Below are 24345 nucleotides of genomic sequence, written 5' to 3' on the forward strand. Positions count from 1 at the left end.
AAAGACAGGTAAAAATTAAATCATGGCTAAGACAATGGCTGTTAATGCGGGTAGTTCATCATTAAAATTTCAATTATTGGAAATGCCAGCCGAACAAGTAATTGCACAAGGCGTTATTGAACGAATAGGCATGGATGATGCTATTGTGACAATCAAGTATGGCTCTGAAATAGAAGTTGAGCGCTTGGTTGGCAATTCAGAAGACGATGAACATATTACCTTTGCTAAAAATGGTAAGGGAAAAAAGTACGAAAATGTCCTTGCAATTAAAGATCATCAACAGGCCATTAATTTCATGTTGCAGAAATTAACTGATCTAGGAATCATTCAAGATTTTAATGAAATTACAGGTGTTGGCCACCGCGTTGTTGCTGGTGGTGAATGGTTTAATCATTCTGTTGTTGTGACTGATTCAGTCTTGGAAAAAATCGATCGGTTGGCGGACTACGCACCATTGCACAATCCTGCCAATGCTATGGGGATACGTGCCTTCCAAAAATTATTGCCAGATGCGTTGTCGGTGGCAGTATTTGATACGTCTTTCCATCAATCAATGCCAGAAGAAAACTTTCTTTATTCGTTACCATATGAATACTACACACGATATGGTGCACGTAAATATGGTGCTCATGGTACGTCGCATCGTTACGTTGCCAGCCGTGCAGCAGAAATGCTTGGGAAAGACCTAAAGTCACTAAAATTAATTACACTTCATCTAGGTGCAGGGGCCTCAATTACAGCTATCAAGGATGGTAAGTCACTTGACACTTCAATGGGATTCTCACCATTAGCAGGTGTCACCATGGCGACACGTTCAGGTGATGTTGATCCATCACTCGTGTACTATATTCAAGAACGTGAAGGTTTGTCTAATGATGAGATGCTAAATATATTGAACAAGAAATCAGGTTTACTTGGTTTGTCAACTATTTCTTCAGATATGCGTGATTTGTTGGATGTACAAGATACGAATGATCATGCTAGACTGGCGGTCAAAATTTTCATTAATCGCATTATAAAATATATTGGGCAATACATCGCTGAAATGGGTGGTGTTGATGCAATTGTATTTACGGCAGGTATTGGCGAAAATTCGATACCAGTCAGACAGGCAATTGTTGATAAATTAAATTATTTTGATGTTGCATTAGATACTGAAGCTAACAAGGTCCGTGGTAAAGAAATTGAAATTTCAACAAAAGAATCACGTGTGAAGGCTTTATTGATTCCAACAAATGAGGAATTAATGATTGCACGTGACGTAGAGTCATTGAAGTAACATGTTTTAATCTTTTGCGTAAATAAATATGATAAAATATAAGGAGCGGCTAGTATGTAATGCTAGTCGTTTTACTATATTACGCTAATTTTAGAAGGTGAATCATGGACTCCAGAAAAAAAAGACATCAGCACGAAATTAAAGCTGCAGAGTCATTAGATGCAGCACATAATAATCAATCAAATAGAAAAAGGCATGGGACACGAAATCGTATTATCGCAGGGATTTTAGCAATCGTTGTCATCATAGGGATTGTATTAACGTTAAAGACCTTGTTGACGGATAAAAATGCCGCCTTGAACCCGCAAGACACAACTTTCAAAACTGTCAATATTGCTGCTGGTTCAACACCCTCACAAATGGGGCAAACGTTACAAAACAAAAAAATAATTAAAAACAGTAAAAATTTTTATAAGTATGCCATGTCACAAGGTGCAGAAAAGTTACAAGCAGGGAAATACCAACTCTCGCCGTCACAAACAACACAGTTGATTTTTGAACAAATGACTAGTGGACCGGGTGCAACACCAAAATTGCCGAAGGGCTATGTATTAGTTTCTGTTGGTCAAACAGCCGATCAGGTTGCACAACATATTGCTAATGAAGTGTCTGGCGTGTCAGAGCAGAATGTACTAGCAGCATTTGATAATAAAGCTTTAATTAATCAAATGCACGAAAAATATCCTGATCTATTACGTGGGGTTGATCAATCAAATACGAAAACAGGTAAGCTATTAGATTATGTCTATCCACAAGCCTTTGATATCAGTAAGGACAAAACAGCAAATGATGTTGTCGCTCATTTACTAGAAGTATCTAATAAAACAATGCAGCCATATTATGGTACGCTTAAAGAAAATGGTCTACCAACGCCAAATGTCATGGCTTTACTAGCGACTTCTGGTAAAGAAGAATTTGATCGTCGCTTGGCATTTGTACGCAAAGTTGCCCCTTATGCACAAGAGTTATCAAAAAAATATGGGTTGTTGGCATCAGTATCGATTGCGCAAGCAGCACACGAATCGAATTGGGATAACTCTAAATTATCTTCAAAGTACAATAATTTCTATGGTGTTAAAACACAAGATGAAACGCCAGGAAAATCAGTTGTCTTAGATACAACTGAATATGTTGATGGTAAACCAGAGACGCAACAAGCGCGATTTGCAGTGTATGATAGTTGGAAAGACAGCATGCGTGAACATGCCGAAACAATTGTAAATGGCAATACATGGAATCCAGATCAATTTAAGGATGTTATCGCCGCTAAGAACTATAAGCAGGCAGCTAAGGCACTTTATGTTAATCATTATGCTACAGATGTTAATTATACAAAATTGTTAGTGAATGTGATTGAAACTTGGAATATGCAGCGCTATGATAAATAATTGAAATTTAAAATCGTCTGGGAAGTTATATTTTTAATTTCCTGGATGTTTTTTTTAACTGTAATTATGTATATTTTACAGGGTATTATCTTGTTGCATATCATAATTTATGAAAACGTTTACAAATCCATAGAAAAGATTGTGTAAACGTTTTCATTCAGGTACAATAGTCTTTGTTAATAAATCATGTAAAAATGACATGATCAGGATAAGGAGTCGTAAAATCATGAACGTAGCAATTTTTCTAGCATTAGTTCCAGCATTAGCATGGGGGTCTGTCGGTCTCGTTAATACAAAAATGGGTGGCACAGCTGGACAACAAACGTTAGGTATGACATTTGGGGCGTTGATATTTGGTTTGGGCACAATGTTTTTATACGTTATGCCAAATCATGCGTATGTTGGTCCAGAGATTTGGACAGTTGGTATTGTATCCGGTCTCGTTTGGGCAATAGGGACAGCGGGGCAGTTCCTAGCAATTAAAGACTTAGGTGTGTCACTTGCTATTCCACTATCAACTGCAGGCCAAATAGTGACAAATGCGTTGATGGCTGCTGTTGTTTTGGGGGATTGGAAGACTGGCAAGATGTGGCTTATTGGTATTATTTCAATTATCGCCGTTGTGATTGGAGCAACCTTAATTTCTGCTCGTGATAAGGCATTAAATTCTGGCATTACTGGCCAGAACCAAGCTAAAAGTATGACCAAAGGATTGATATATTTAGCGATTTCAACTGCAGGATTTATGATTTATTTTGTCTTACCTAATTTTTTGAATAAAATTAATTATATTTCAGATAATATTAAAAGCAAAAATAATGGTATCGATTATATGACGGCTATTGTTGGGCCACAAGCCATTGGACAAGTTATCGGGGCATTTCTAATTGTTATTTTCGTATTAAAAGAAGCAGATAAAATGTTTGGTAAGCCAACTTGGAAAAACATTTTGACGGGTCTCGTTTGGGCAATTGGTAATATTTTTATGTTTATTTCAGCTGCCAATCCGGCAGTGGGTCAAACCATCGCAACGACATTTTCACAACTCGGGATCATTGTGGCGACATTTGGCGGTATTTATTTGTTAGGTGAAAAGAAGTCAAATTATCAAATGAAGTTGATTATTACTGGGACAATTTTGGTTGTTATTGGCGCTATTATTATTGGTAATATCAATAATTTTTTATAAAATAACTGGTATGTAACAACCTAAAAAAGACTCACAGGTAGCGTTAAAGCCCATATGATTAGCATGTTATTTTAGCTAATCATATGGGCTTTCCACAGACTTGTAAGTCTTTTTAATTATTATTTTTCAACCTTTAAAATTTCAACACGAATGTTATCACCGCTAGGTAATGGGACGTTAACTTTGTTACCAACCTTTTTACCAAGTAAAGCGACAGCCATTGCTGATTCATTTGAAATTTTACCTGCTAAGGGATCAGATTCAGTTGAACCAACGATAGCGTATGTTTCAGCTTCTTCGTCTGGTAATTCTTTAAACGTTACAGTTTTACCAAGTGAAACTTCATCAGCTGCAGTTGCATTTGGATCAATAATCTCAGCATTTTCAATCATCTTTTTTAAAGTTTGAATGCGGCCTTCAACGAAGGCTTGTTCATCTTTAGCTGATTGATATTCTGAGTTTTCTGATAAATCACCATATGATCGTGCAATTTGAATTCTTTTAGTAATTTCTGGGCGTTGTCTTGTAATGAGATCTTCCAATTCAGCTTGCAGTTTGTCGCGTCCTTCAGCTGTCATTGGAAATACTTTTTCTTCTGACATAAAACAGATTCCTTTCTAGTTTGCAATTTTATTGCAAATAATAAGCAAAAAGAGCATATCATGCGGAACGTTTTCTTGCAAGTGTTTTTTTAATTATTAGAGTCAGTACTAAACTCAGAATAGCGAGTAGTGTCATGCTTAATCCTGGCCAAAACAGTGGCGGCGTGTATTTAAATTGAATGATATGCTTACCAGGTGTTGTATTAACAGCAATAAAATAATTTGCGACTTTACGTGGTGAGACAGCCTTGCCGTCCAAAGTGACACGCCAACCTGGTGCATCAGGAATTGTTGTCATGATTAATTGTTGCTGTTTTGTGGTGGTAATTTTGCCTGTAATTAAACGTTCATTACGCTTTGTCATTTTAATTTGATGTTGCTTGAGATTTTGTTCGTTTTTCTTAAACTGACTATTATTGACACGATAAAGTGTGAAATTGTTTAAAACAAGTGATTGTGTGTTTTTAAAACGAACAGTGACTGTTTGTGGCTTGTTTTTAGCTTGTGTCACTAGATTGACGAGAACAGTGTGGCGATAAGAACTAAACTGGGTAATGATTTTGCCATTGATCAGTAGGTCAAAGTCTTTGATAGGTAAACCTGAACCGAGTGTGAGGTAGTAACTGTCATTTGTTGTTGGGGTGAACCGCAATTCTAATTGCGCAGGTTTGTCCTGATTTAATTTTGTGAGTACTGCGCCTGTAATAGCGGTGGGCGCATTGACGTTATGTCCAATTGATTGTTGAAAGTTTTCAGTGCTGATAGGCGTCGTTGTGTCACCTGATAAGTCGCGCCAAAGATTACCTTGATTTTCTAAAGGATTATTGCGTAACATCGTTGTTTTTAAAGCCCTCGAGTTGGCAGCAAAGGCAATAGGAAGTGCATAGGGGTTTTTAAGCACGTTGCTTGTACCAGCATGTGATTTCAAAATATAATGCGCAATATCTGGTCGGTAGCCGATTAAATGCGTGCTAGGGTCACCAGCGCGTCCTGAGTCTTGGCTACTTGGAGTCACGACATATTTCATCCCGAGTAAGGCATCTGACAAGAGGCTACCGTTGCTATAAACAACATAATTATCACCATCAGGTTGTCCAAAGTTACCAAAGAAGTTTGGGGTTGTTTTTGGCAACGCTGAACTAAAATGTGACCCCCCGTAATAGTCTAGCATCATAGAATCACCGCGCGTGCGCTGGAATGTCTGGGCAACACGATACCATGATTTATCTTTTTTAAGGGTCTTATCAGCCGTTTTGAGAGAGCTGATGCTGTTTTGGTATTCTGTATTTGTAAGATAAGAAAAACGGTTGAGAGATAGCACGACGTTTGCAGTTAATGAAAGGGTTGTTATAAATAGAAGAAGTGGTAACCACAAGCGCTGATTTTGTTTAAACATAAACTGTGTCAATGTGAGCAAAAATAGGCTGACAAAAATGGCCACACTTTGTTGATCAATATAGGCAATTTTTTGGTCCATTGTCAGTGCATATACTGTAAAACTAACTAAAGCAGTTAAAAAGAGTAGGATTGTGCTTAACTTTGGGCGCCAAGTAGGGTGCCAAGAAAGTGCTGCCAAGTAAATCATGAAAAAGCTAATGATAAAACTAAAGCGATAAGGATACCAAACGGGATACTGAAAACCATGAAATAATAAGGTTAAAGGGGCCCACGTGGTAGCCAAAAATAACAAAATAAGAATAGTAATCCCACCGAGTTTAACTACCCAGTGAAGGGATTTGGTGGTAAAAAAGGTTAGTAATACGATTAATATAAATGCGGAAACATAGAAATTTGCTTGGCCAGTTTGCATTTGGTTAAAATCAAAACTACCAGGAATTAATTTTAATAGGAGTTTAAGTGGATTGTTATCGAATTTCAAGGACCAATCAGAATTATATTGTGCCTTACCTAGTTTGAGTTGGTAGTAGGTTGGTAATACTAACCAAGCACTCAAGGCCCCGCCCGTTAGGCTGCCGAACACAAAGCGTTTTAAAATCTGCCAACGTGGTTGTATTTGATTTGGCCAAGTCATGCGCCATATAAAATAAACTGTTATAAAAATAACAATCATGTAGGCAATGTAGTAGTTACTTATGATTGTCAAACCAAGGATAGTAGCATAGCGCCAATAAGAGGGATGCTTGAATAGTTGTTCAATTTGCAAAATAAGCAGTGGCAATAAAATGGCTGCATCAAGCCACAGTAAATTAAGATCATTTGCAATAAACCAGCCAGAAAGTGCATAATTTATTGCAAATAAGGTAATGTAGTGACCTTTTTGAAGTTGTAAACGCTGCAAAAGATAAGCCATTGATAAACCAGCGGCGCCAAATTTTAAAACAGTGACAATTAAAATGGCGGCTGGTAAATGCAAAATTGGCACAACCAAATAAATGAGATTAAATGGGCTCATTAAATAGTATGCCCATTCGCTCATCATATCGCCACCTAACGCATTACTAAACGAATAGAAAAAACTGCTAGGATGGCTTAATAAAGTGTGTTTGAAGGCAGCAAATTGATCAATATATTGCTGTCCTAAATCGACTGTTAGGATAGAATTAGTGCCAAACGGTGCCATACCACGGTATATGAAATAGCCAAGCATGACTAATAATGGTAACCAAAAACTCAACGCTAACGGTGAAATAAAAATATTTTTTTTACTCATGCTACTAATATAACAAATTATCGGGTATTTTTAGCGATAAAATGAGATTTGTGGTAATCTATATAAGTAGTTTATTGATGAAAACGGGGGTCAAACATGCAACGCAATCCTTACTTAGAAGATCGTGACAAAAAAAATAATGCCAGTGCAAACTTGCCGGCGCGTTTAAATATATTACTTGGTATCGCATTGACATTGATGATTGCACTTATTGTTCAATTGGCTTTTTTGACGATCAAACAAGGTGCATATTATCAAAGCGAGGTTAATCGTAATGATGAAACTATTGAAAAAGGTAATATACCTCGTGGTATGTTTTATGATGCAACTGGTCGTGTCATTGTCGGCAATAAGGCACAAGCTGCAGTAACATTTACACGTGGCACATCAGTTACTGCACCAGCTATGCGTCAAACAGCTGTTAAATTAAGCAAGCTGATGACAATTGATACCGGACGGCTTAGTGAGCGCGCAAAAGTTGACTTTTATTTAGCAAACCAATCAAATAATGAAAAAATAGCTAAAATTATAACGAAAAAACATAAAAATGATAAAATAGCATTGACACCTGAACAGATCAATACATATAAAGTCAGCTATGTACAACGTGCTGATTTAGCAGATAATGTCAACAAAAATGCAGCAATGATATTTCAACGTATGAGTGGCGCTTATACATTGTCAACGACTTTCATCAAAGAATCAGATGTGACAAATACAGAGTTAGCTGAAATTGGTGAGCGGTTAAGCGAGTTTCCAGGTATTAAATTGGGCACGAGTTGGTCACGACAATACCCAGAGGGAAATGAATTCAAATCACTTGTGGGTACAGTGACTAATGAAGCGACAGGATTGCCAGAAGATCGTTTGCACACCTTGCTTGCGCAAGGTTATTCGCAAAACGAACCGGTTGGTAATTCGAGTTTAGAAAAGGGCTATGAGTCTATTCTGAAAGGTTCAGCTTCACAAACGCTTGTCACAACGGGCAGTAGTGGTCAAATCAAATCTTCTCAAATTAAATATAACGGCCAAGCTGGCGATAATGTTAAGCTAACGATTAACGCGCGCTTCCAAAGTGCTGTTCAAAAAATATTAGAAGATAATTTGCCAGGTGGCGATGTTGAAGGCGCTTATGCCACGGTCATTAATCCTTACACTGGTGGTATCTACGCGATGGCTGGTGTTGATCGCAATCATGCAACTGGTCAAGAAACGGCCAATCCATTAGGCAATATTAATCATGCTATTGTTATGGGATCCGTTATTAAGCCGGCAGTTTTGGCAACAGGTTTCCAACGTGGCGTGATTTCACAAAATAACACGGTATTAAATGACCAAGCGATCAAAATTCAAGGGACGCCACCAATTACATCTTATTGGAACCAAGCGGGGACGCCTATTCCAATTGACGCAGGGCTGGCCCTAGAACGTTCGTCAAACACGTACTTTGTACAATTAGGTATGAAAATTGGTGGACAAACTTACAGTCCTGGCGCACCATTAGGATTGCGTTCAGATGCTTTCCAAACTTTGCGTAATGGGTTAGGTCAATTTGGCTTAGGCACAAAAACAGGTATTGATATTGATGGCGAAACGGCTGGCTATCGTGGGCCGACTACTGGTGAAGCACAAGGTAAGTATTTATATGAAACCTTTGGACAATATGATTCATATACGACGCTTCAATTGGCACGCTATGTGTCAGTGATTGCCAATGGTGGTTATCTAGTGGCACCACATATTGTTGGCTCGGTTACACAAGGGCAACCTAACAGTGACAAGCAAAGCACTGTTTGGACAGCAACACCGAAGGTCCAAGGCCAAGTTAAATTAGATGCTGGAGAGTGGGATACGATTGAAAATGGTATGAATCGTGTCGCTAACGGATCTGATGCTTGGAACACAGGTGGGGCAGATATGCATAAGTTGGTACCAAAAGTGCATGCTAAGACAGGAACCGCGGAAACTGTAACAAATGGGAATCAAACGTATACTGAATCAATGGTTGCTTATACACCAGGTCAGCCGTTTGCAATAGCTATGGCAATACCAGGTATGAACAATTATTTGGATGGCACAAACGGTAAAATATCAGCTAAGATTATTGATGCCTATTGGCAATATGTTGAAGCAAAGCCGGATGCAAAATAAAAAAGTTCAAACGATTGTTTGAACTTTTTTTAGTGCGTTGCGTTCTCTGAGATTGCAACAGAGTCACCGATATAAGATTCTGGCTGTAAAATAATTTGCGTAATGAACGCTGCGACACTTGTTCGTGTGATTGGGCCGCCGATTATTTCTTCATCGCGTATTGTTTGCACCTGAAGTGATTGCATGATGTTATCATCAATCAGTTCATTAGGGCGCACAACAGTGTAATCAAGTGCTGATTGTTCAATACGTGCAACAGCTGCAGCTTGATCGCCCATATAAGTATTTTCATTGTCAGTGGTGCCAATAATATTAGCCCATAAACTGCGTTTATCAGCAGGAAGTTCATTGTGAACGCCAATGGTAGCAACCCAAATTAGACGTTTCACGCCCACATGGTGCATGGCGTTGACGACACTGTTGGCCGCTGCTTTTTGACGGCCTTCTGCACCAATATTTGCGTAAACAATATCGATATCTTTAAGTGCTGCAATCATGGCATCTTCATTAACGGCATCAAGTCCTTTAATACCTTTTTCTAGGCGTGCATGAAGTGAAGTTAATTTAATTTCTGTATCGGTATTAGCTAACATAGGGACCACAAGTTTTGCAATCTGACCGTTAGCACCGAGAATTAGTAGTTTTGTCATACTTTTATTTTAGCATGAAACGCCAAGAAGCGGTAAAATTGATATAAGAAAAAAAGAGGTTATCAATGTCACTATCATATCAACAATTATTAATTGCTGTACCATTGGTCTTACAAGGGGGGAATGTGCCTACTATTGTCGGTGAGGCCGGGATAGGTAAGTCAGCTTTGGTGTTGGATGTCGCTAAAAAATTAGGGGCAAAGTTGTTTACAACCGTTGTATCCTTGTCAGAAAAAGGTGACTTAGCTATTCCAATCCCGCCATTAACAGATGCAGCTTTTTTGATGACTAAAAATTATGGCCAATTAGCTGATGTGAAGTTTGGCTATACACATACGTTGATTCAAATTATTCAACAGGCAGAGCTATCACCAGAACAGCCCATTATTTGGTTTCTAGATGAATTTAACCGTGGCTCACAGGCAGTTCAAGGTGAACTTATGAACTTAGTGTTACAACGGCAAATTAATGATCTTATTTTGCCAGATAATGTGAATCTTATTTTAGCAGAAAATCCAGATGATTCGATGTCTGGGTTTGAAGACTCAGACTATGCTGTGCAAACATCAGATGCAGCAATCAAAGACCGTACCACACGCCTAGTGATGTCTGTATCTGTCAGTGGTTGGTTAAACTGGGCCGGCCAAAATGGTGGTAAACGTCAAAATATTCATACCGTGGTACGTCAATTTATTGCAGAAAATGCGGAATTACTTTATCCAGACACACGTGGCATAGACCTGAATCCCACCCCGCGTGCTTGGCAGCGTGTATCAGATAATTTATATGAATTACAAACGTTACCGGTTAGTGATCAAAATGATTTATTATTTGATCTGGTGGCTGGTGATTTAGGACAAATGGTCGCCACACAATTTGTAAGTTATGTGCATCAAAAAACGGTGAGTTTGACGGCAGTGGACGTGTTTGAATCACAGCCTGATGGACCAAAATTACCAAGTGAAATTCGTGACACATTTCAAGACATGCCTGAAATTCAAAAATTAACAGTCATGAAAACTTTACTTTTAACAGCTGATTTAACTTTAAATAATCATGCGAGTCGTTTTAGTCAGTTATTAAATATGGTGGCACCAGATGGTCAATATGCACTTGTTAAGCAAATTACAAACGCACCTATTTTAGATGATTTATACGCTTCTGATACACATTATGCGAATGTCTTATATCAACAAATTATGGATATTGCCACGCGATGAATATCAACGAAAAAGACAATTTAATGATTGATGGGGTTAAAACGTTGTTGGATGCATCGCCATTATATGGCAACATTGTGATGAATTTAACCCGTGAAAATGATCTCAATTCACCTTATGCGTTAGCACTTAAGTGGTACAATCACAGCTGGATTTTAGTGATTAACCCAGAGTTACTGACACACCTTTTTACCAATCATAATCAAATTGCGTTGGCGTTGGCTCATGAGGCACTGCATGTTATTTGGCAACATCCCCTACGTTATGCCAAAAAGCGGCAACATAACACGCTGATTGACTTAGGAACGGACCTTGCTGTCAACCAATATTTGCCAGAGCAATTAGGTCAATTACCCAGTGCCGTGACTTTGCAAACAATCTTTGAAATGTACGGTAAAATGTTACCAGCTGGAGAGGATTCAGCAGCGTATATTGCGCGCCTGTCGGAATTTGTAGATCAAGTGCCGATGCGTGGCAATGACAAGCTGGATAGTCATGGGGACTGGTCCAGTGTTGGGGAGTCTGTTGCTGAAGCGACATCAGCGCTTAATATGGTGATTAAAAAGGCAACGGATGATGCCAAACGATCAGGTCGCGGCCAATTATCACATGCAGTTCGTCGGCAAATTGATGAAGTCATTGCGCCTAAACGAAATTGGCGTGCTGTTATACGCACTGGTTTAAGTCAACTGCCAAATAAACGGCGTGAATCACGTGCGAGATTTAACCGACGACAAGCCTATCGATTAGATTTAGTTGGAGAAATAAGTACGTATAATACGCAACTGGCCGTTTTTATTGATAATTCAGCATCAATTTCTGATCAACAGGCTGGTATCATGATGGCAAATGTTTTACAACTAACCAAACAATTTGACGCTGACGTGCATGTTTTTTCTTTTGATACACAGGTGCATGACATAAAAAAAGTGAATGACTGGGTGCGACATGCGGGTGGTGGTACAACGTTTCAGAGTATTTTTAATACATTAGTTGCACAAAAATTTAATCCCAAGCAAACAATTGTTGTGATTTTAACAGATGGGGATGGTGAAACCAATAGTTTACATACGAAGTTTAGGCATGTCTATTGGCTGTTACCAAAAGATAAGAAGTTAAGTATTAGTCAACCATTTGGAAAAATTGTGATCATGTAGTTCACGAGAAAGGTGCGTGTTGATGAGTCACGTCGATGAATTAAGTTATGAATGATAAATTACAACCAAATGATTTACGTAGTTTTATTAATCAAGATATGCGTTTCAAACGTGCAGAAGCACTGCTGAATAATCACTGGACGTCATTATTACTACCTGATGGTTGGGGTGTGGATATGATAACGGTAGCAGACATTACTTTTGCACGACATTTAAGTCATGCAAAATTGTTGCCCACAACGATTGATTTGGCAACGTTTGCTGGCGTAAAAAAATTTATGAGCGATAATCAATCACGATTGTCACCGAATGTTGTGAAACTATTAGAGGAGCCTTTCTTATGAAAATTAATTTAATATTAGCACCTGAACAAACACCAGCAGAATTGTTAACCTTGCAGGCTATAAAACCAGATAAATTCTTTTATTTGGGGAAAGAGTCACAATTAGCAGGGACAAATGTCCTGATTATTGCGTCACCAGACTTAGTGGCACATTTTAAACGGCCGATGTCATTTGATAGTTTGGTGACTAATGGTCAGTTTCGTGGTGATGTTATGCATCAAATTGCTTTTCAAACGAAAGATCGTAATGATGAATTAATTACACAGCTCGTACCTGAAAATGCCATTCTTGCTCAAAATAGTAATGGCAAATCTGAGTATATGTTATGGAGTTTTTGGCCTAGTCACACCGCGTTGGCAGCTTTTTTAACTAGCGATATGTTTAATCAGATGAAACAATTAATGAAAAATCCTTATACAACCAGTTACATTCATGTCAACTCGGCAGAACAACTGTCTTTGACACATCAAATGCGTGATTTTGATGATAAAAATTGGTGGGGATGACAGGTATCTTGCATAATTACCGATTCTAAGCTACAATAAGTTCATAAACTAAATAAATATGTCTGGGGTGCCATTTGGCTGAGAAACACCCATTGAACCTGATCACGGTAATGCGTGCGAAGGGAGATACATTCGCGCTTACTAATTTAAGTTTTTTGCTTACTTTTTTAGCCGTTGACTGATTTCCTTTTGTGAATTCGGTCAACGGCTTTTTTATTGTGTGAAACCAGGCAATACAAGGAGAAAAAGTTATGAAGTTATCAGAAATAAAAGATAAGAAACCACTTGTGTTTAACTATGCAAACTACGTGACACCACAGTTTGTGGCTAATGTTATCAATGTTATTGGTGGGTCACCTATTATGGCGCGTGAGCTAGAAGAATTTCCAGACTTGGTTACTGCAAGTGATGCTGTTGTTATCAACAGTGGCACTTGGCGACGTTCGGAATTACTCGAAACCATTAAATTAGCACAATTAGCAAATCACGCTGGCAAAGTTGTTGTTTTGGATCCAGTTGCGGTGGGTATACCCTCACGAAGCCGTCCAGTGGCAGCGCTTATGGCGGATGCACACGTTGATATTATTCGTGGTAATGCAGCTGAAATTGCTTGGTTTGCTGATATTGACTTTGCTAGTCAAGGGATTGATGCGACAGGCAACGGAGATGTTGAAAAAATTGCGCGATTGGCAGCCAAAAAAACGGGCGCAATTATTGCTTTAAGTGGCAAAACAGATGTTATTAGTGATGGTCAAACGACTAAAATAATTGACGTGGATGTGCCACTTTTGGCAACAAATGTTGGGACAGGGGATGCCCTCTCAGCGTTAATTGGCACTTTTAATGGTGATAGTGTTTCAATTGAAAATACACTGCGAGCAATGGCTACAATGAAGTTAGCTGGCGTGAAGGCGAGTGAAAAAGTTAAAACACCAGGTTTTTTTGTTAATCAGTTGTTGGATGAACTATTCTTATTACAAGAAGACGAACTTGACGCATTTATTAATCGCGAGGTCAATCATGGTTAATGACACATTGCAGGTTTTGACAATTGCTGGAACGGATTCCAGTGGCGGTGCTGGCGTATCGGCAGATTTGAAAACGTTTATGGCACAAGGTGTTTATGGTGCCAATGTCATTGTTTCTGTTACAGCACAGAATACGCTTGGTGTTCAGTCTGTTCAAATGATACCATCTGAAGTCATCACACAACAGATACAATCAATCGCTGAGGATTTATCTCTTTCTGCAGTGAAGACTGGCATGCTTGGTGACGTTCAAACAGTGAACACTGTTGCCAAGGCGTTAAAAAAATATAATTTTGGTAATTATATTTTAGATCCTGTTATGGTAGCCAAAGGTGGGGCTAAGCTGTTAAGCGATAAAGCAATTTTAGCATTAAAAACACAATTATTGCCACTTGCGGTAATGGTGACACCAAACATACCAGAAGCAGAAGTACTGTCGGGCATGACAATTCAAACACATGAAGATATCATGGCAGCAGCATATCAGTTACAATTACTGGGCGCTAAAAATGTTTTACTTAAAGGGGGCCATGGTAAAGAGTTGACAGTGTATGACTTTGCACTACTTGCTGATGGCAGTCATTTTTGGTTAAAAAGTCAGCGGGTAGACACTGAAAGAACACATGGGACAGGTGATACACTGTCGGCAGCTATTGCGGCACAACGCGTCTTAGGTTGTGATATGAAAACAGCCATTATCAAAGCCAAAGCTTATGTCGATGCGACCATTCGATCGGGCATACAAGTTGGTCATGGTCATGGGCCGTTAAATCATCTGGCCGTCATTACCAAAGAAAATCAACCGGAGGTTATAAATGACATTTGATCGCACCATGTTAGCACGGTATTTTATATTAGGCACGCAAAACGTCACAGATGAACAGATGTTTTACAGAGTGTTAGAGGAAGCGTTACGTCATGGTATTACTTTATTTCAATACCGTGAAAAAGGTCTTGGGTCTTTGTCTGGCGTTGATAAATTGCGTGTGGCACACCGTGTACGAGAACTAACTTCAGCTTACCACGTCCCTTTTGTCATTGATGATGACATTGTTTTAGCGCATATTGTGCACGCAGATGGGGTGCATTTTGGTCAGGGGGATGGCGATATTGCAGCTAATATTGCGGCAAGTCAGGGCATGTTTGTTGGTGTATCAGTGTCTACTCAGGCAGAGTATGAACGTATTTCATTATTACCAGGTATTGATAATATTGGTATTGGACCCGTGTTTGACACTAAAAGTAAAGCAGATGCGAAACCAGCAATTGGCTTGATAGAACTTGAGAGATTAGTCGAGCAAAGTCACTGGCCATCGGTTGCAATTGGTGGCATTAATCAGGATAATTTAGCTGCAGTGCTAGCAACAGCTGTTGCTGGGGCCGCTGTGATTAGTATGATTAGTGACAGTTCACAGATTGAAAATGTATTAAATTATTGGCAGCAGTTTTAATTGCTGTTTTTTTGTTGCAAAACAATACTATTTTCTGTATACTATATACTATATGAAAAATAGCATACAAGAGGTTGTGATATGATGATACAAACACCGACAGTGCTACTGGATGGCACTGTTTTGGCAATTTTAGATATGCAAGATTTATACGGTTATGCGCTGACTAAAAAAGTACAACAACATGTGACTGTTTCGGAATCGACGATGTATCCTGTGTTGCGTCGCCTAGAAAAGGGTGGGGAATTAACCACATATAGTGAACCATTTGAAGGTCGTATGCGAAAATATTATCAACTAACTGATAATGGTCGTGAACACCTGAGTGGTATTAAAGATGCTTGGCAAGCCTTTTCCACAGGGATTAATGCAATTTTAGGAGAGCAAATATGAGTTACTTAAATGAATTAGAGGCACATTTGCATGCACTGCCACGAGATGAACGTGACGAAACGATGGCATATTATGATGAATATTTTACTGATGCTGATTTGAGTAATTCAGCAGCGCGCAAACAATTTGGGACACCCAAACAATTTGCGCGCCGTTTAGTGGCTGATTTTTATATGGATGCTGATGACGCGTCAGAGATTAAGCCAAAGCAACAATTACGCATGATATGGGTTGTTATTTTGGGGCTATTGGCATCACCTGTTATATTGCCGGTTGCCATTCTGATGGTAGTACTATTAATTTCAGCGTTAGCCATTGTATTTAGTATGGCAGTGACGATAGCTTCAATGATTATGGCAATAGTCATTACAGCGCTAGTTAGCATTGTTGCTGGTATTGCAATTGTGTTCAGCTCGTTGAGTGGTGGCATTTTCTTCATTGGTGTCGGACTTGCTGCAATTGGCGTTTTGGTATTGATTGGGCCACTGATGTTCTCACTTATGCGTATGTGCTTTAATGGTCTTGTTAACTTAATTAAAGCTATTGGTCGGCGATTTATTAAAAAAGGAGCAAGTTATGAAGCGTAAAACGATTATTGGCTGGTCTTTATTGGCAGTTGGTGTTGTGATGGCAACTTCAGCGGCAGTGATTGAAAAGCCAGGAACAGTTATTTGGGATAATGGCTTCTCTTATCAAAAAAGAGAGGCTGTTAAAACTGATGATTTATCTCATCAATTACCTAAAAATACACAAGATATTCAAAAAATTGCGGTAAATGCTACTGATACTGATGTTTATGTTCAACAAGGGGATACGTTTTCGGTGACAGAAACGCATGTTGACAGTAAAAATAAAGCAAAAATTAGTTTTTTAAATAATGAGTTAAAAATTGAAAAAGCAACAACCGGACATCGTATTTTGGACTTTGATTGGGACGAATTTGATGAGGTCAATTCGCCACGACTGACGATTACGGTGCCAAGACATGTTAAACTTAATACGATTGCTGTCACGCAAAGTGATTCTGAGGTCACGATGGCAGACGTGACTGCTGATACGATTAATGTTAAATCAGATAATGGGGACGTGAATTTAGTACGTGTAATATCACAAAATGTCATGACTGAGGTGCAAAATGCAGAGGCTAATTTACACAATGTGACAATTGATAAGTTGCGGGTCAAGTTAAATAATGATGATTTAACATTAGCTGGCAGTTCGGTGAAAACACTTGAAGCTGATTTAGAGAATGGCGATGCAGATATTGAGCACAGTAAAATTGAAACTGGTGGGCATATACGCAATCAAAATGGCGATATCGCCATAGAAACAACACAATTACCCACATTTTCAACGCAAAATAATACCGGTGATGTTGAGGTATCACCGACTTTAACAGGGCAACAGCGGGGCAATGCAGCGTTCGTGATTCAGAATCAAAATGGCGATATTGAAATTGAATAATACCAAAATTGTTAGAGTAAATCATTTAAAAGCCTATCTCGTCTACTATAATCAAAAAATTAAGCGTTATCGGCGACTTAACCTCAAGCGCGGACAACAATTAAGTATGCATAAAAGTAGCTTAATCATTAAAAAAAGACGCATGATTCAAAAATTAATCCAGATTACTGGGATTATGGGTTTGATAGTAACAGTAGTTGCTGGTCTGTATTTATGGCACACAGGTCTTTTGACCAACCAAGCATTATTGCGTCAAACAATTCATGAATTTGGTGTTTGGGGTCCTCTGGCCTTCATGGGTGTACAAATTATTCAGGTGATCATTCCTGTTATCCCTGGTGGCATGACACTTGCTGTCGGCCCAATGCTTTTTGGCACGTGGCTAGGATTCGTCTATAATTATGTCGGCATTGTGTTAGGTTCTTTAATTTTGTTTCGCATTGGTCGCGTATTTGGGTTACCGCTGGTTGAAGCGATTGTATCAAAAAAAATACGTCATAAATATATGACTCGTCTCAATAGTAATGGCTGGATAAAATGGTTTACTTTTTTAATGATCTTACCGATTGCACCAGATGATGCATTAGTTCTGTTAACAAGTTTAACAAAAATGTCATTTAAACAATTTTTTTGGATTTTGATATTAAGCAAACCAGTAGGTATTGCTTGCTATAGCTTTATAGTGCTATACAGTTTTGATTGGGTTACTAAATTATTTGGAATGTAGGAAATTATGAAAAACGACAGTATTAAAAATTGGTTGACACGTTTTATTAAGGGTGTTTTTATTGCTTTGGGATTTATTTTACCTGGGGTCTCCGGTGGTGTTTTGGCGGCTATACTTGGCTTGTATGAACGTATGCTGAATTTTATGGCGCATATTCGTCAAAACTTTAAATACGATTTCTGGTATTTTGTGCCAGTAGGCTTGGGTGGTATTGCGGGTATTATTTTGTTAAGTAATCCATTGGAATATCTGTTAACGACCTATAAAGCGATTGTTTTATGGGGGTTTGCAGGGGCAATTGTTGGCACGCTGCCATCACTATTTAGAGAGAGTGCAAAAGAAGGTCGTCAACGATCTGATTGGTATATCTTTGCTGGTACAGCGGTTTTGGGTGGCTTATTTTTGTACAATATGACAGCGATTTTTGGTGACATGCCGGTGAATTTTTTCTCGTGGCTATTGGCGGGTGGCTTAATTGCGCTAGGAATTATCGTGCCTGGGCTGAGTCCGTCAAATTTATTGTTGTATCTTGGCCTATTTGATCCGATGATTAAAGGATTTAAAAGTGCTGATCTGAGTGTTTTCATACCAATGGCGATTGGTGGTTTAATCACACTCGTGCTTTTTTCAAAAGTGATGCATTATTTACTACAAAATTTCCATGCAAAAGTTTACCATTTCATTCTTGGTATTGTTGTTGTATCAACATTATTAATTGTTGTGCCACCAGTGGCGGACTATTCAGGCTTTACAGTTATCAGCATGTTAATTAGTGCATTTTTGTTTGTGATTGGTGTCTGGTTGGGCTATTGGATGAGTCACTTAGAACAAAAATATAAATAAATGATAAGCTTAAAAAAACGAGCTGTGCAGTACACAATATAAAATTGTGTACTGTGCAGCTCATTTTTATGATGTGTTTAGAAAATTAAATAAATTGTTCGGATAAACTTAAAAATTCATTAATATCTGATTGAATGAGATCGGCACCCGCTTGCCAAAAATCAGGTTGCGTGAGGTCGACATTGAGATGTTTTTGCGCCAGTGCTTCAGAGGTCATATTTGCTGTATCGCGAAGCAAAGCAATATATTTGTCCTCAAAGCCTGCGCCGTCTTTTTGTGCTTGGGCGTATATACCCGCTGAAAATAAATAGCCAAATGTGTATGGAAAGTTATAGAAAGGCACAGAGTCAATGAAAAAATGAAGTTTAGAGGACCAAAAATGTGGATGACGCACATCAAGAATACCATCAAACGCATTTTTTTGTGCAGCGTCCATGAGTTCGTTTAATCGTTGTGGTGTTACAATACCATTTTTGCGTTCACTGTAAAATGCATCTTCAAATAAAAAGCGTGCGTGTATATTTAAAAACATGGCAATCGGATTTGTCATTTTGGCATCAAGTAGGACTAATTTTTCGGCGTCAGATTTGGCACCGGAAACATTAGCGTCGTTGACAATGAGTTCAGCAAACGTTGACGCCGTTTCTGCAACGTTCATTGCGTAGGCATCTCGCCAGAGTGGCAAATCGGTTAATTGCGCTGAATGAAAAGCATGACCAAGTTCATGAGCAATAGTTGCTGCGTCGTTAACAGAGCCGGTATAGGTTAAGAAAATACGTGACTCATGTAGATCAGGAACAGATTCCATATAACCACCAGGTTGTTTACCTGGGCGATTTTCTGATTCAATCCAATTATTTTCAAAAGCCATTTTAGCAAATTTGGCCATTTTTGGTGAAAATTTACCAAATTGTGCAATGATGAAGGCCGCTGCATCGTCATAGGATACTTCTTGTGGTTGATAGTCACCAATATCTGTTAGTGGCGCAACTTGATCTTGCCAACCCATTTCTTTCAAGCCGAGTAATTGCTTTTTGCGATCAAAGTAGGGTTTAAACATCGACTTGTTATCATCAACAACACGCCACATAGTATCTAAAGTAGCTTGCGACATCCGGTTCATTTCAAGCGGTTGTTCTAAATGTGATTGACGGCCATGCGCAGTTTGATTTGTTAAACGGAAACCAGCTAAATGATTGAGTGTGTCTGCTGTTAAATTTTCAGCATCTCCCCACATTTTTTCATAATTGCTCATGATATCGGCGCGCGTGTCATTATTTGGTTCACCGTCAAGCATGTTTAAGGCTTGTCCAGCAGAGATACGACGTGTTTTATTGTCATCAGAATCGGTATAATGCATGGATAGGGAGGCGGAAATCGTATCATAATGTTGTGACCATGCTTGCTGACCATCCAAATCAAATTTGTTAATTAAAGCCTCGGTTGCATCATTGAGTAGTCGTTTAGCATCAGTTCGTAATTCCGTCAGATAAAAAGCTATCGGTTCAAGACGAGGAGATTCAAGCGCTTGCGCAAATGACGAGTCATCTAGTGACAGGAGTAATTTTTGAAATTTATTCAATGGTGCTGAAAAGTCAACAAATAGGTTACCAAGTTTATTAAACTGTGGCCCATAGATGCTGTTGCCATAATCAACAGATGCTAAACCGTTGATGAAAATACTGATAGTGCCTAAACCTGAGCCAATGGTTTGTGCTAAATCTGCTAGATTAGCAATTTCTTCAGGTGTCGTGCCAAATGTCGTGACTTGTTGGTCAAAATGTTTAATCTGTTCGGCAACTAATTGATATTTTTTTGCTAATTGCGGTGAATTGATACCACCAGGGTAAATACTGTCTAAGTCCCATTTTTGTGAATAAGTCATAAAGTATCCTTTGTTATTTTTATTTTAAGTATACCATTCTTTATGATTTAATAATTGCAAGCAAATGAAAAAATTATAATGATGAAGGGCTGCCAGTTTTGTTGCTACAATTCTTGAGGTAGTGTAAAATTATTGTTTTAAGGGGTAAACGAATATGCACAACTTAGTCAAATGGGCAATTGGCCTTGTGATAGTCATCGCGGTGATTGTATTTGTGGCAGGCATGTATTTTTTTCATGTGGCTCAGGTACGCGATCCAAAAGCTAATCAACCAGACGCCTTGCGCACAAAAAATAACCCGCTCTACCAATATGAGCATCAATTTTTAGCACGTGATAAACAAACGTGGCATGAAAGGTCCAAAGACGGTTTAAAGTTAGATGCATGGTATGTGGCAGCTGACAAGAAAACCAATAAGACGGCCATTTTGGCGCATGGTTGGCATAATAATAAAACAACGATGGCTATTTATGGTGAACTCTTTCATGAACTTGGGTATAATGTTTTAATACCAGATAATCGTGCACACGGTGAGTCACAAGGAAAAATCATCGGTTACGGCTGGCTTGATCGGCGTGATTATATACAATGGCTAAACCAAATTATTGATAAGAATGGGCAAAATTCAGATATTATTATGTATGGCATGAGTATGGGCGCAGCAACTGTTTTGTCTGCTTCGGGCGAAGCAGACTTACCGTCACAAGTTAAGGCAGTTATTGCTGACTCGTCATATACTAGTTTATTAGAAGAAATAAAGCATGAAGCTGGTAATATGTATAACCTACCTTGGTTTCCACTTGTCAATGTCACTTCTGGTATTTCAAAGATTCGTGCTGGGTATTTTTATGGTGAAGCGAGTCCATTAAAGCAAGTATCTAAAAGTACGCGACCAACATTCTTTATACAAGGGGGAGCGGATACCTTTGTGCCAACTAAAATGGTCTATCCGTTATATCATGCCTTAAATGCTCCGAAAGCGTTGTGGATTGGTAAGGGATCAGAACATGTACAAACTTTCAATGATCATCCAACTGAGTACCGCAATAAAATTCAATCTTTCTTGGCGCAATACGACAAATAACAAAAACAAAATAGATGGTTTAAATGTCATAGTCTATCGATTTTAACCATGCTTTTCATGATATAATAATGAATATTAAATTAAAAAATCATGAAAATATAGTTTAGTGAATATAACTAAAGACCATGATTGTAGTATGACAGAATTTGGAAGAAAAAATGATGCAAACAGTACCAGAAAAAAATCGTTCTGCCAATAATTGGCAACGTATTGTGATTAAAGTTGGCACTAGCACAATTGTTGATGCAGCGGGTGACATTAAATATCCAGTGATTAATCGCTTGGCACAAACACTGTCACAATTGCAAAAATCCGGATATGAAATCATTCTTGTTACTTCTGGAGCCATTGGCGTTGCTTTGCAGCAGATGAAAATGGTAAAAAGGCCAACAGATATTCCCTCCCAACAAGCGTTGGCAGCCATTGGTCAAAGTTATTTGATGGCAATTTATAATCAAAGTTTTGCTTTTTACCAACAACATGTTGGTCAAGTGCTATTGACTTATGATGTGTTTAATAATAAACAAATGCTAAAACATACAATTGATGCAATTGAGGCTATGCTGGCGCAACATGTCATTCCAATTATTAATGAAAATGATGTTATTGCAGTTGATGAATTGGAACATCAACATTCATTTGGCGATAATGACCGCTTGGCAGCTATTGTCACACACGAAACGAATGCCGATAGTTTAATCGTATTAAGCGATATTGATGCATTGTATACTGCTAATCCTTTCATTGACGCGACTGCTGAACCGATAGCAGTCGTCACGCAAGTCACGCCGGAATTGATGGCTAGTGCAAGTGGTTCATCAGACTTAGGGACAGGCGGCATGGCAACGAAACTTTATGCTGCTGATTATTTGATGGCCAAGCAACGTCAAATGGTATTGATTAACGGCAAAAATCCAGCGACAATACTAGATATTGTCGCTGGCAAAGCAATTGGCACACTATTTAAAGGAGTGTAATATGGTATTAAGCGTACAAGAAATGGGCCGACGTGCCAAAAATGTTACGAATCAAGTAGCGATGTTGCCACTTGAAAAACGTAATGCCTTACTACTAGAGATGGCACAGGCCTTATTAAACAAGCAAGAAGATATTATAGTTGCCAACCAAAAAGATTTGTCAGAACATGCACAAACATTGAGTGGCCCTATGCAAAAACGTTTGAAGTTGGACGCAGTTGCCATTCAAGATATTGCTGCCTCATTGCGAGCTGTGGCTGAATTACCCGATCCACTCGCTGGACCTTATGATGAGTGGCGTACGCATGTGGATTTGAAAATTATTAAAAAAATAGTGCCACTTGGTGTTGTGGCAATGGTTTTTGAGGCGCGTCCGAATGTTACGGTAGATGCGGCGGCACTCACGTTGAAATCAGGTAACGCGGTTATTTTGCGTGGTGGTAAAGAAGCCAAACATAGTAATGTGATGCTAGCAACAATTTTACGACAAGTCTTAACAGACAATCAGCTCAATCCGGACATTATCCAACTTATAACAGATACCTCGCATGAATCAGTTCATACGTTGTTGCATATGCGAGCGTTTATTGATGTTTTAATTCCGCGTGGTTCAGCAAAGTTTATTGATTTTGTTGTGGCAAATGCCACAGTGCCGGTGATTGAAACGGGTGCTGGAAATACACATATTTTTGTTGATGCATCTGCTGACCAAGATGAGGCTGTGCGTATCATTCATAATGCAAAGACACAGAAACCTTCAGTATGTAATGCAGCCGAAAAATTACTTATCCACGAAAGTATTGCTGCAGAATTTTTACCTAAAATTGGCGCAAAATTAGTCGCTTCGCATGTTGAGTTACGTGGCGATGAGGCTAGTCGTCAAATTGATGCAAGTATTTTACCTGCTTCAGATTTAGATTGGGATACGGAATATAATGACCTCATCATGAGTATCAAAATTGTTTCGGACATTGACATGGCAATTGATTGGATAAATGCCCACACAACACATCATTCTGAGACGATTATCAGTGAGACAGCTGAAAATGTTGTTAAATTCATGAATGGTGTTGATGCGGCAGTTGTTTATCAAAACGCTTCTAGCCGGTTTACAGATGGATTCGAATTTGGTTTTGGTGCTGAAATTGGTATTTCAACACAAAAATTACATGCACGTGGGCCAATGGGCTTGCCAGCGTTGACTACGATTAAGTATGAAGTGTTCGGTGATGGGCAAATTAGAGCGTAATATAAAGGATAGCTGAACGCATATATGCGTTCAGCTTATTTAAATTTAATATAGTTGGGTTACCATAACCTATGAATATGGGAGAAT

23 protein-coding genes and 1 riboswitch are annotated in these 24345 nt (G+C 38.7%); of the genes, 19 read left to right on the top strand and 4 right to left on the bottom strand.

Features of this window, described 5'->3' with window-relative positions; genetic code table 11:
• The first annotated feature begins 22 nt into the window (after positions 1–22).
• From AB3K24_RS02085 to AB3K24_RS02095, 3 genes are all read left to right on the top strand, one after another.
• Complete coding sequence (locus AB3K24_RS02085) at positions 23–1279, top strand: acetate/propionate family kinase (RefSeq protein WP_367973565.1); 1257 nt, start codon at positions 23–25, stop codon at positions 1277–1279.
• Between the two features lie 104 nt (positions 1280–1383).
• A complete protein-coding gene (locus AB3K24_RS02090; protein ID WP_367973566.1) occupies positions 1384–2667 on the top strand; it encodes an endolytic transglycosylase MltG in 1284 nt (427 codons plus the stop codon).
• Positions 2668–2893: 226 nt separating this feature from the next.
• Entirely contained in the window at positions 2894–3856 is a 963-nt protein-coding gene (locus AB3K24_RS02095) for a GRP family sugar transporter (RefSeq protein WP_367973567.1), read from the top strand.
• 119 nt (positions 3857–3975) lie between these two features.
• Here the strand turns inward: AB3K24_RS02095 and greA are convergent, their stop codons facing one another.
• Both greA and AB3K24_RS02105 read right to left on the bottom strand, forming a co-directional pair.
• Positions 3976–4458 (bottom strand): transcription elongation factor GreA, encoded by a 483-nt coding sequence (gene greA / locus AB3K24_RS02100; RefSeq protein ID WP_367973568.1) that lies wholly within the window; start codon positions 4456–4458, stop codon positions 3976–3978.
• A 58-nt stretch (positions 4459–4516) separates the two neighbouring features.
• The gene (locus tag AB3K24_RS02105) at positions 4517–7129 is read right to left on the bottom strand and encodes a YfhO family protein (protein ID WP_367973569.1); all 2613 of its coding nucleotides are present in this window, start codon (positions 7127–7129) and stop codon (positions 4517–4519) included.
• 96 nt (positions 7130–7225) lie between these two features.
• On the opposite strand from AB3K24_RS02105, the gene AB3K24_RS02110 reads away from it, so the two are divergent.
• Positions 7226–9280, top strand: a complete 2055-nt coding sequence (locus AB3K24_RS02110; protein ID WP_367973570.1) for a penicillin-binding transpeptidase domain-containing protein — start codon at positions 7226–7228, stop codon at positions 9278–9280.
• Between the two features lie 29 nt (positions 9281–9309).
• On the opposite strand, the gene AB3K24_RS02115 is transcribed toward AB3K24_RS02110, so the two are convergent.
• On the bottom strand, positions 9310–9930 hold the full coding sequence (locus tag AB3K24_RS02115; protein WP_367973571.1) for an NAD(P)H-binding protein: 621 nt from the start codon (positions 9928–9930) through the stop codon (positions 9310–9312).
• Positions 9931–9995: 65 nt separating this feature from the next.
• Here AB3K24_RS02115 and AB3K24_RS02120 point away from each other — a divergent pair, with 65 nt between their 5' ends.
• From AB3K24_RS02120 to AB3K24_RS02175, 12 genes are all read left to right on the top strand, one after another.
• Positions 9996–11150, top strand: a complete 1155-nt coding sequence (locus AB3K24_RS02120) for an ATP-binding protein (protein WP_367973572.1) — start codon at positions 9996–9998, stop codon at positions 11148–11150.
• Entirely contained in the window at positions 11147–12307 is a 1161-nt protein-coding gene (locus tag AB3K24_RS02125; RefSeq protein WP_367973573.1) for a vWA domain-containing protein, read from the top strand. The genes AB3K24_RS02120 and AB3K24_RS02125 overlap by 4 nt, the downstream gene beginning before the upstream one ends.
• Before the next feature lie 47 nt (positions 12308–12354).
• Positions 12355–12651: a hypothetical protein gene (locus AB3K24_RS02130; protein ID WP_367973574.1), complete on the top strand. Its 297-nt coding sequence runs from the start codon at positions 12355–12357 to the stop codon at positions 12649–12651.
• On the top strand, positions 12648–13157 hold the full coding sequence (locus AB3K24_RS02135; protein ID WP_367973575.1) for a hypothetical protein: 510 nt from the start codon (positions 12648–12650) through the stop codon (positions 13155–13157). The genes AB3K24_RS02130 and AB3K24_RS02135 overlap by 4 nt, the downstream gene beginning before the upstream one ends.
• A 53-nt stretch (positions 13158–13210) precedes the next feature.
• Positions 13211–13299: riboswitch (TPP riboswitch) on the top strand.
• A gap of 109 nt (positions 13300–13408) precedes the next feature.
• Positions 13409–14185: a hydroxyethylthiazole kinase gene (gene thiM / locus AB3K24_RS02140; RefSeq protein ID WP_367973576.1), complete on the top strand. Its 777-nt coding sequence runs from the start codon at positions 13409–13411 to the stop codon at positions 14183–14185.
• Entirely contained in the window at positions 14178–15011 is an 834-nt protein-coding gene (gene thiD / locus AB3K24_RS02145) for a bifunctional hydroxymethylpyrimidine kinase/phosphomethylpyrimidine kinase (protein WP_367973577.1), read from the top strand. Before thiM ends, thiD begins: the two co-directional genes overlap by 8 nt.
• Positions 15001–15636: a thiamine phosphate synthase gene (thiE, locus tag AB3K24_RS02150; RefSeq protein ID WP_367973578.1), complete on the top strand. Its 636-nt coding sequence runs from the start codon at positions 15001–15003 to the stop codon at positions 15634–15636. Before thiD ends, thiE begins: the two co-directional genes overlap by 11 nt.
• Positions 15637–15717: 81 nt before the next feature.
• The gene (locus tag AB3K24_RS02155) at positions 15718–16029 is read left to right on the top strand and encodes a PadR family transcriptional regulator (RefSeq protein WP_367973579.1); all 312 of its coding nucleotides are present in this window, start codon (positions 15718–15720) and stop codon (positions 16027–16029) included.
• Positions 16026–16616, top strand: coding sequence for a DUF1700 domain-containing protein (locus AB3K24_RS02160; RefSeq protein WP_367973580.1), 591 nt, complete (start codon positions 16026–16028; stop codon positions 16614–16616). The genes AB3K24_RS02155 and AB3K24_RS02160 overlap by 4 nt, the downstream gene beginning before the upstream one ends.
• Positions 16606–17493 (top strand): DUF4097 family beta strand repeat-containing protein, encoded by an 888-nt coding sequence (locus AB3K24_RS02165; RefSeq protein ID WP_367973581.1) that lies wholly within the window; start codon positions 16606–16608, stop codon positions 17491–17493. Before AB3K24_RS02160 ends, AB3K24_RS02165 begins: the two co-directional genes overlap by 11 nt.
• Positions 17486–18220, top strand: a complete 735-nt coding sequence (locus AB3K24_RS02170) for a TVP38/TMEM64 family protein (protein ID WP_367973582.1) — start codon at positions 17486–17488, stop codon at positions 18218–18220. The genes AB3K24_RS02165 and AB3K24_RS02170 overlap by 8 nt, the downstream gene beginning before the upstream one ends.
• Positions 18221–18226: 6 nt before the next feature.
• Complete coding sequence (locus AB3K24_RS02175; protein WP_367973583.1) at positions 18227–19063, top strand: DUF368 domain-containing protein; 837 nt, start codon at positions 18227–18229, stop codon at positions 19061–19063.
• An 85-nt stretch (positions 19064–19148) separates the two neighbouring features.
• Here AB3K24_RS02175 and AB3K24_RS02180 read toward each other — a convergent pair whose 3' ends face one another.
• Entirely contained in the window at positions 19149–20948 is a 1800-nt protein-coding gene (locus tag AB3K24_RS02180) for a M3 family oligoendopeptidase (protein ID WP_367973584.1), read from the bottom strand.
• A 154-nt stretch (positions 20949–21102) separates the two neighbouring features.
• Between AB3K24_RS02180 and AB3K24_RS02185 the strand changes: the two genes are divergently transcribed.
• From AB3K24_RS02185 to AB3K24_RS02195, 3 genes are all read left to right on the top strand, one after another.
• Complete coding sequence (locus tag AB3K24_RS02185; RefSeq protein ID WP_367973585.1) at positions 21103–22032, top strand: alpha/beta hydrolase; 930 nt, start codon at positions 21103–21105, stop codon at positions 22030–22032.
• 161 nt (positions 22033–22193) lie between these two features.
• Positions 22194–23009: a glutamate 5-kinase gene (gene proB / locus AB3K24_RS02190; RefSeq protein ID WP_367975539.1), complete on the top strand. Its 816-nt coding sequence runs from the start codon at positions 22194–22196 to the stop codon at positions 23007–23009.
• 1 nt (position 23010) lies between these two features.
• Complete coding sequence (locus AB3K24_RS02195) at positions 23011–24258, top strand: glutamate-5-semialdehyde dehydrogenase (protein ID WP_367973586.1); 1248 nt, start codon at positions 23011–23013, stop codon at positions 24256–24258.
• The last annotated feature ends 87 nt before the right edge of the window (positions 24259–24345 follow it).

The organism is Leuconostoc aquikimchii, assembly GCF_040838325.1.
GTDB lineage: Bacteria > Bacillota > Bacilli > Lactobacillales > Lactobacillaceae > Leuconostoc > Leuconostoc aquikimchii.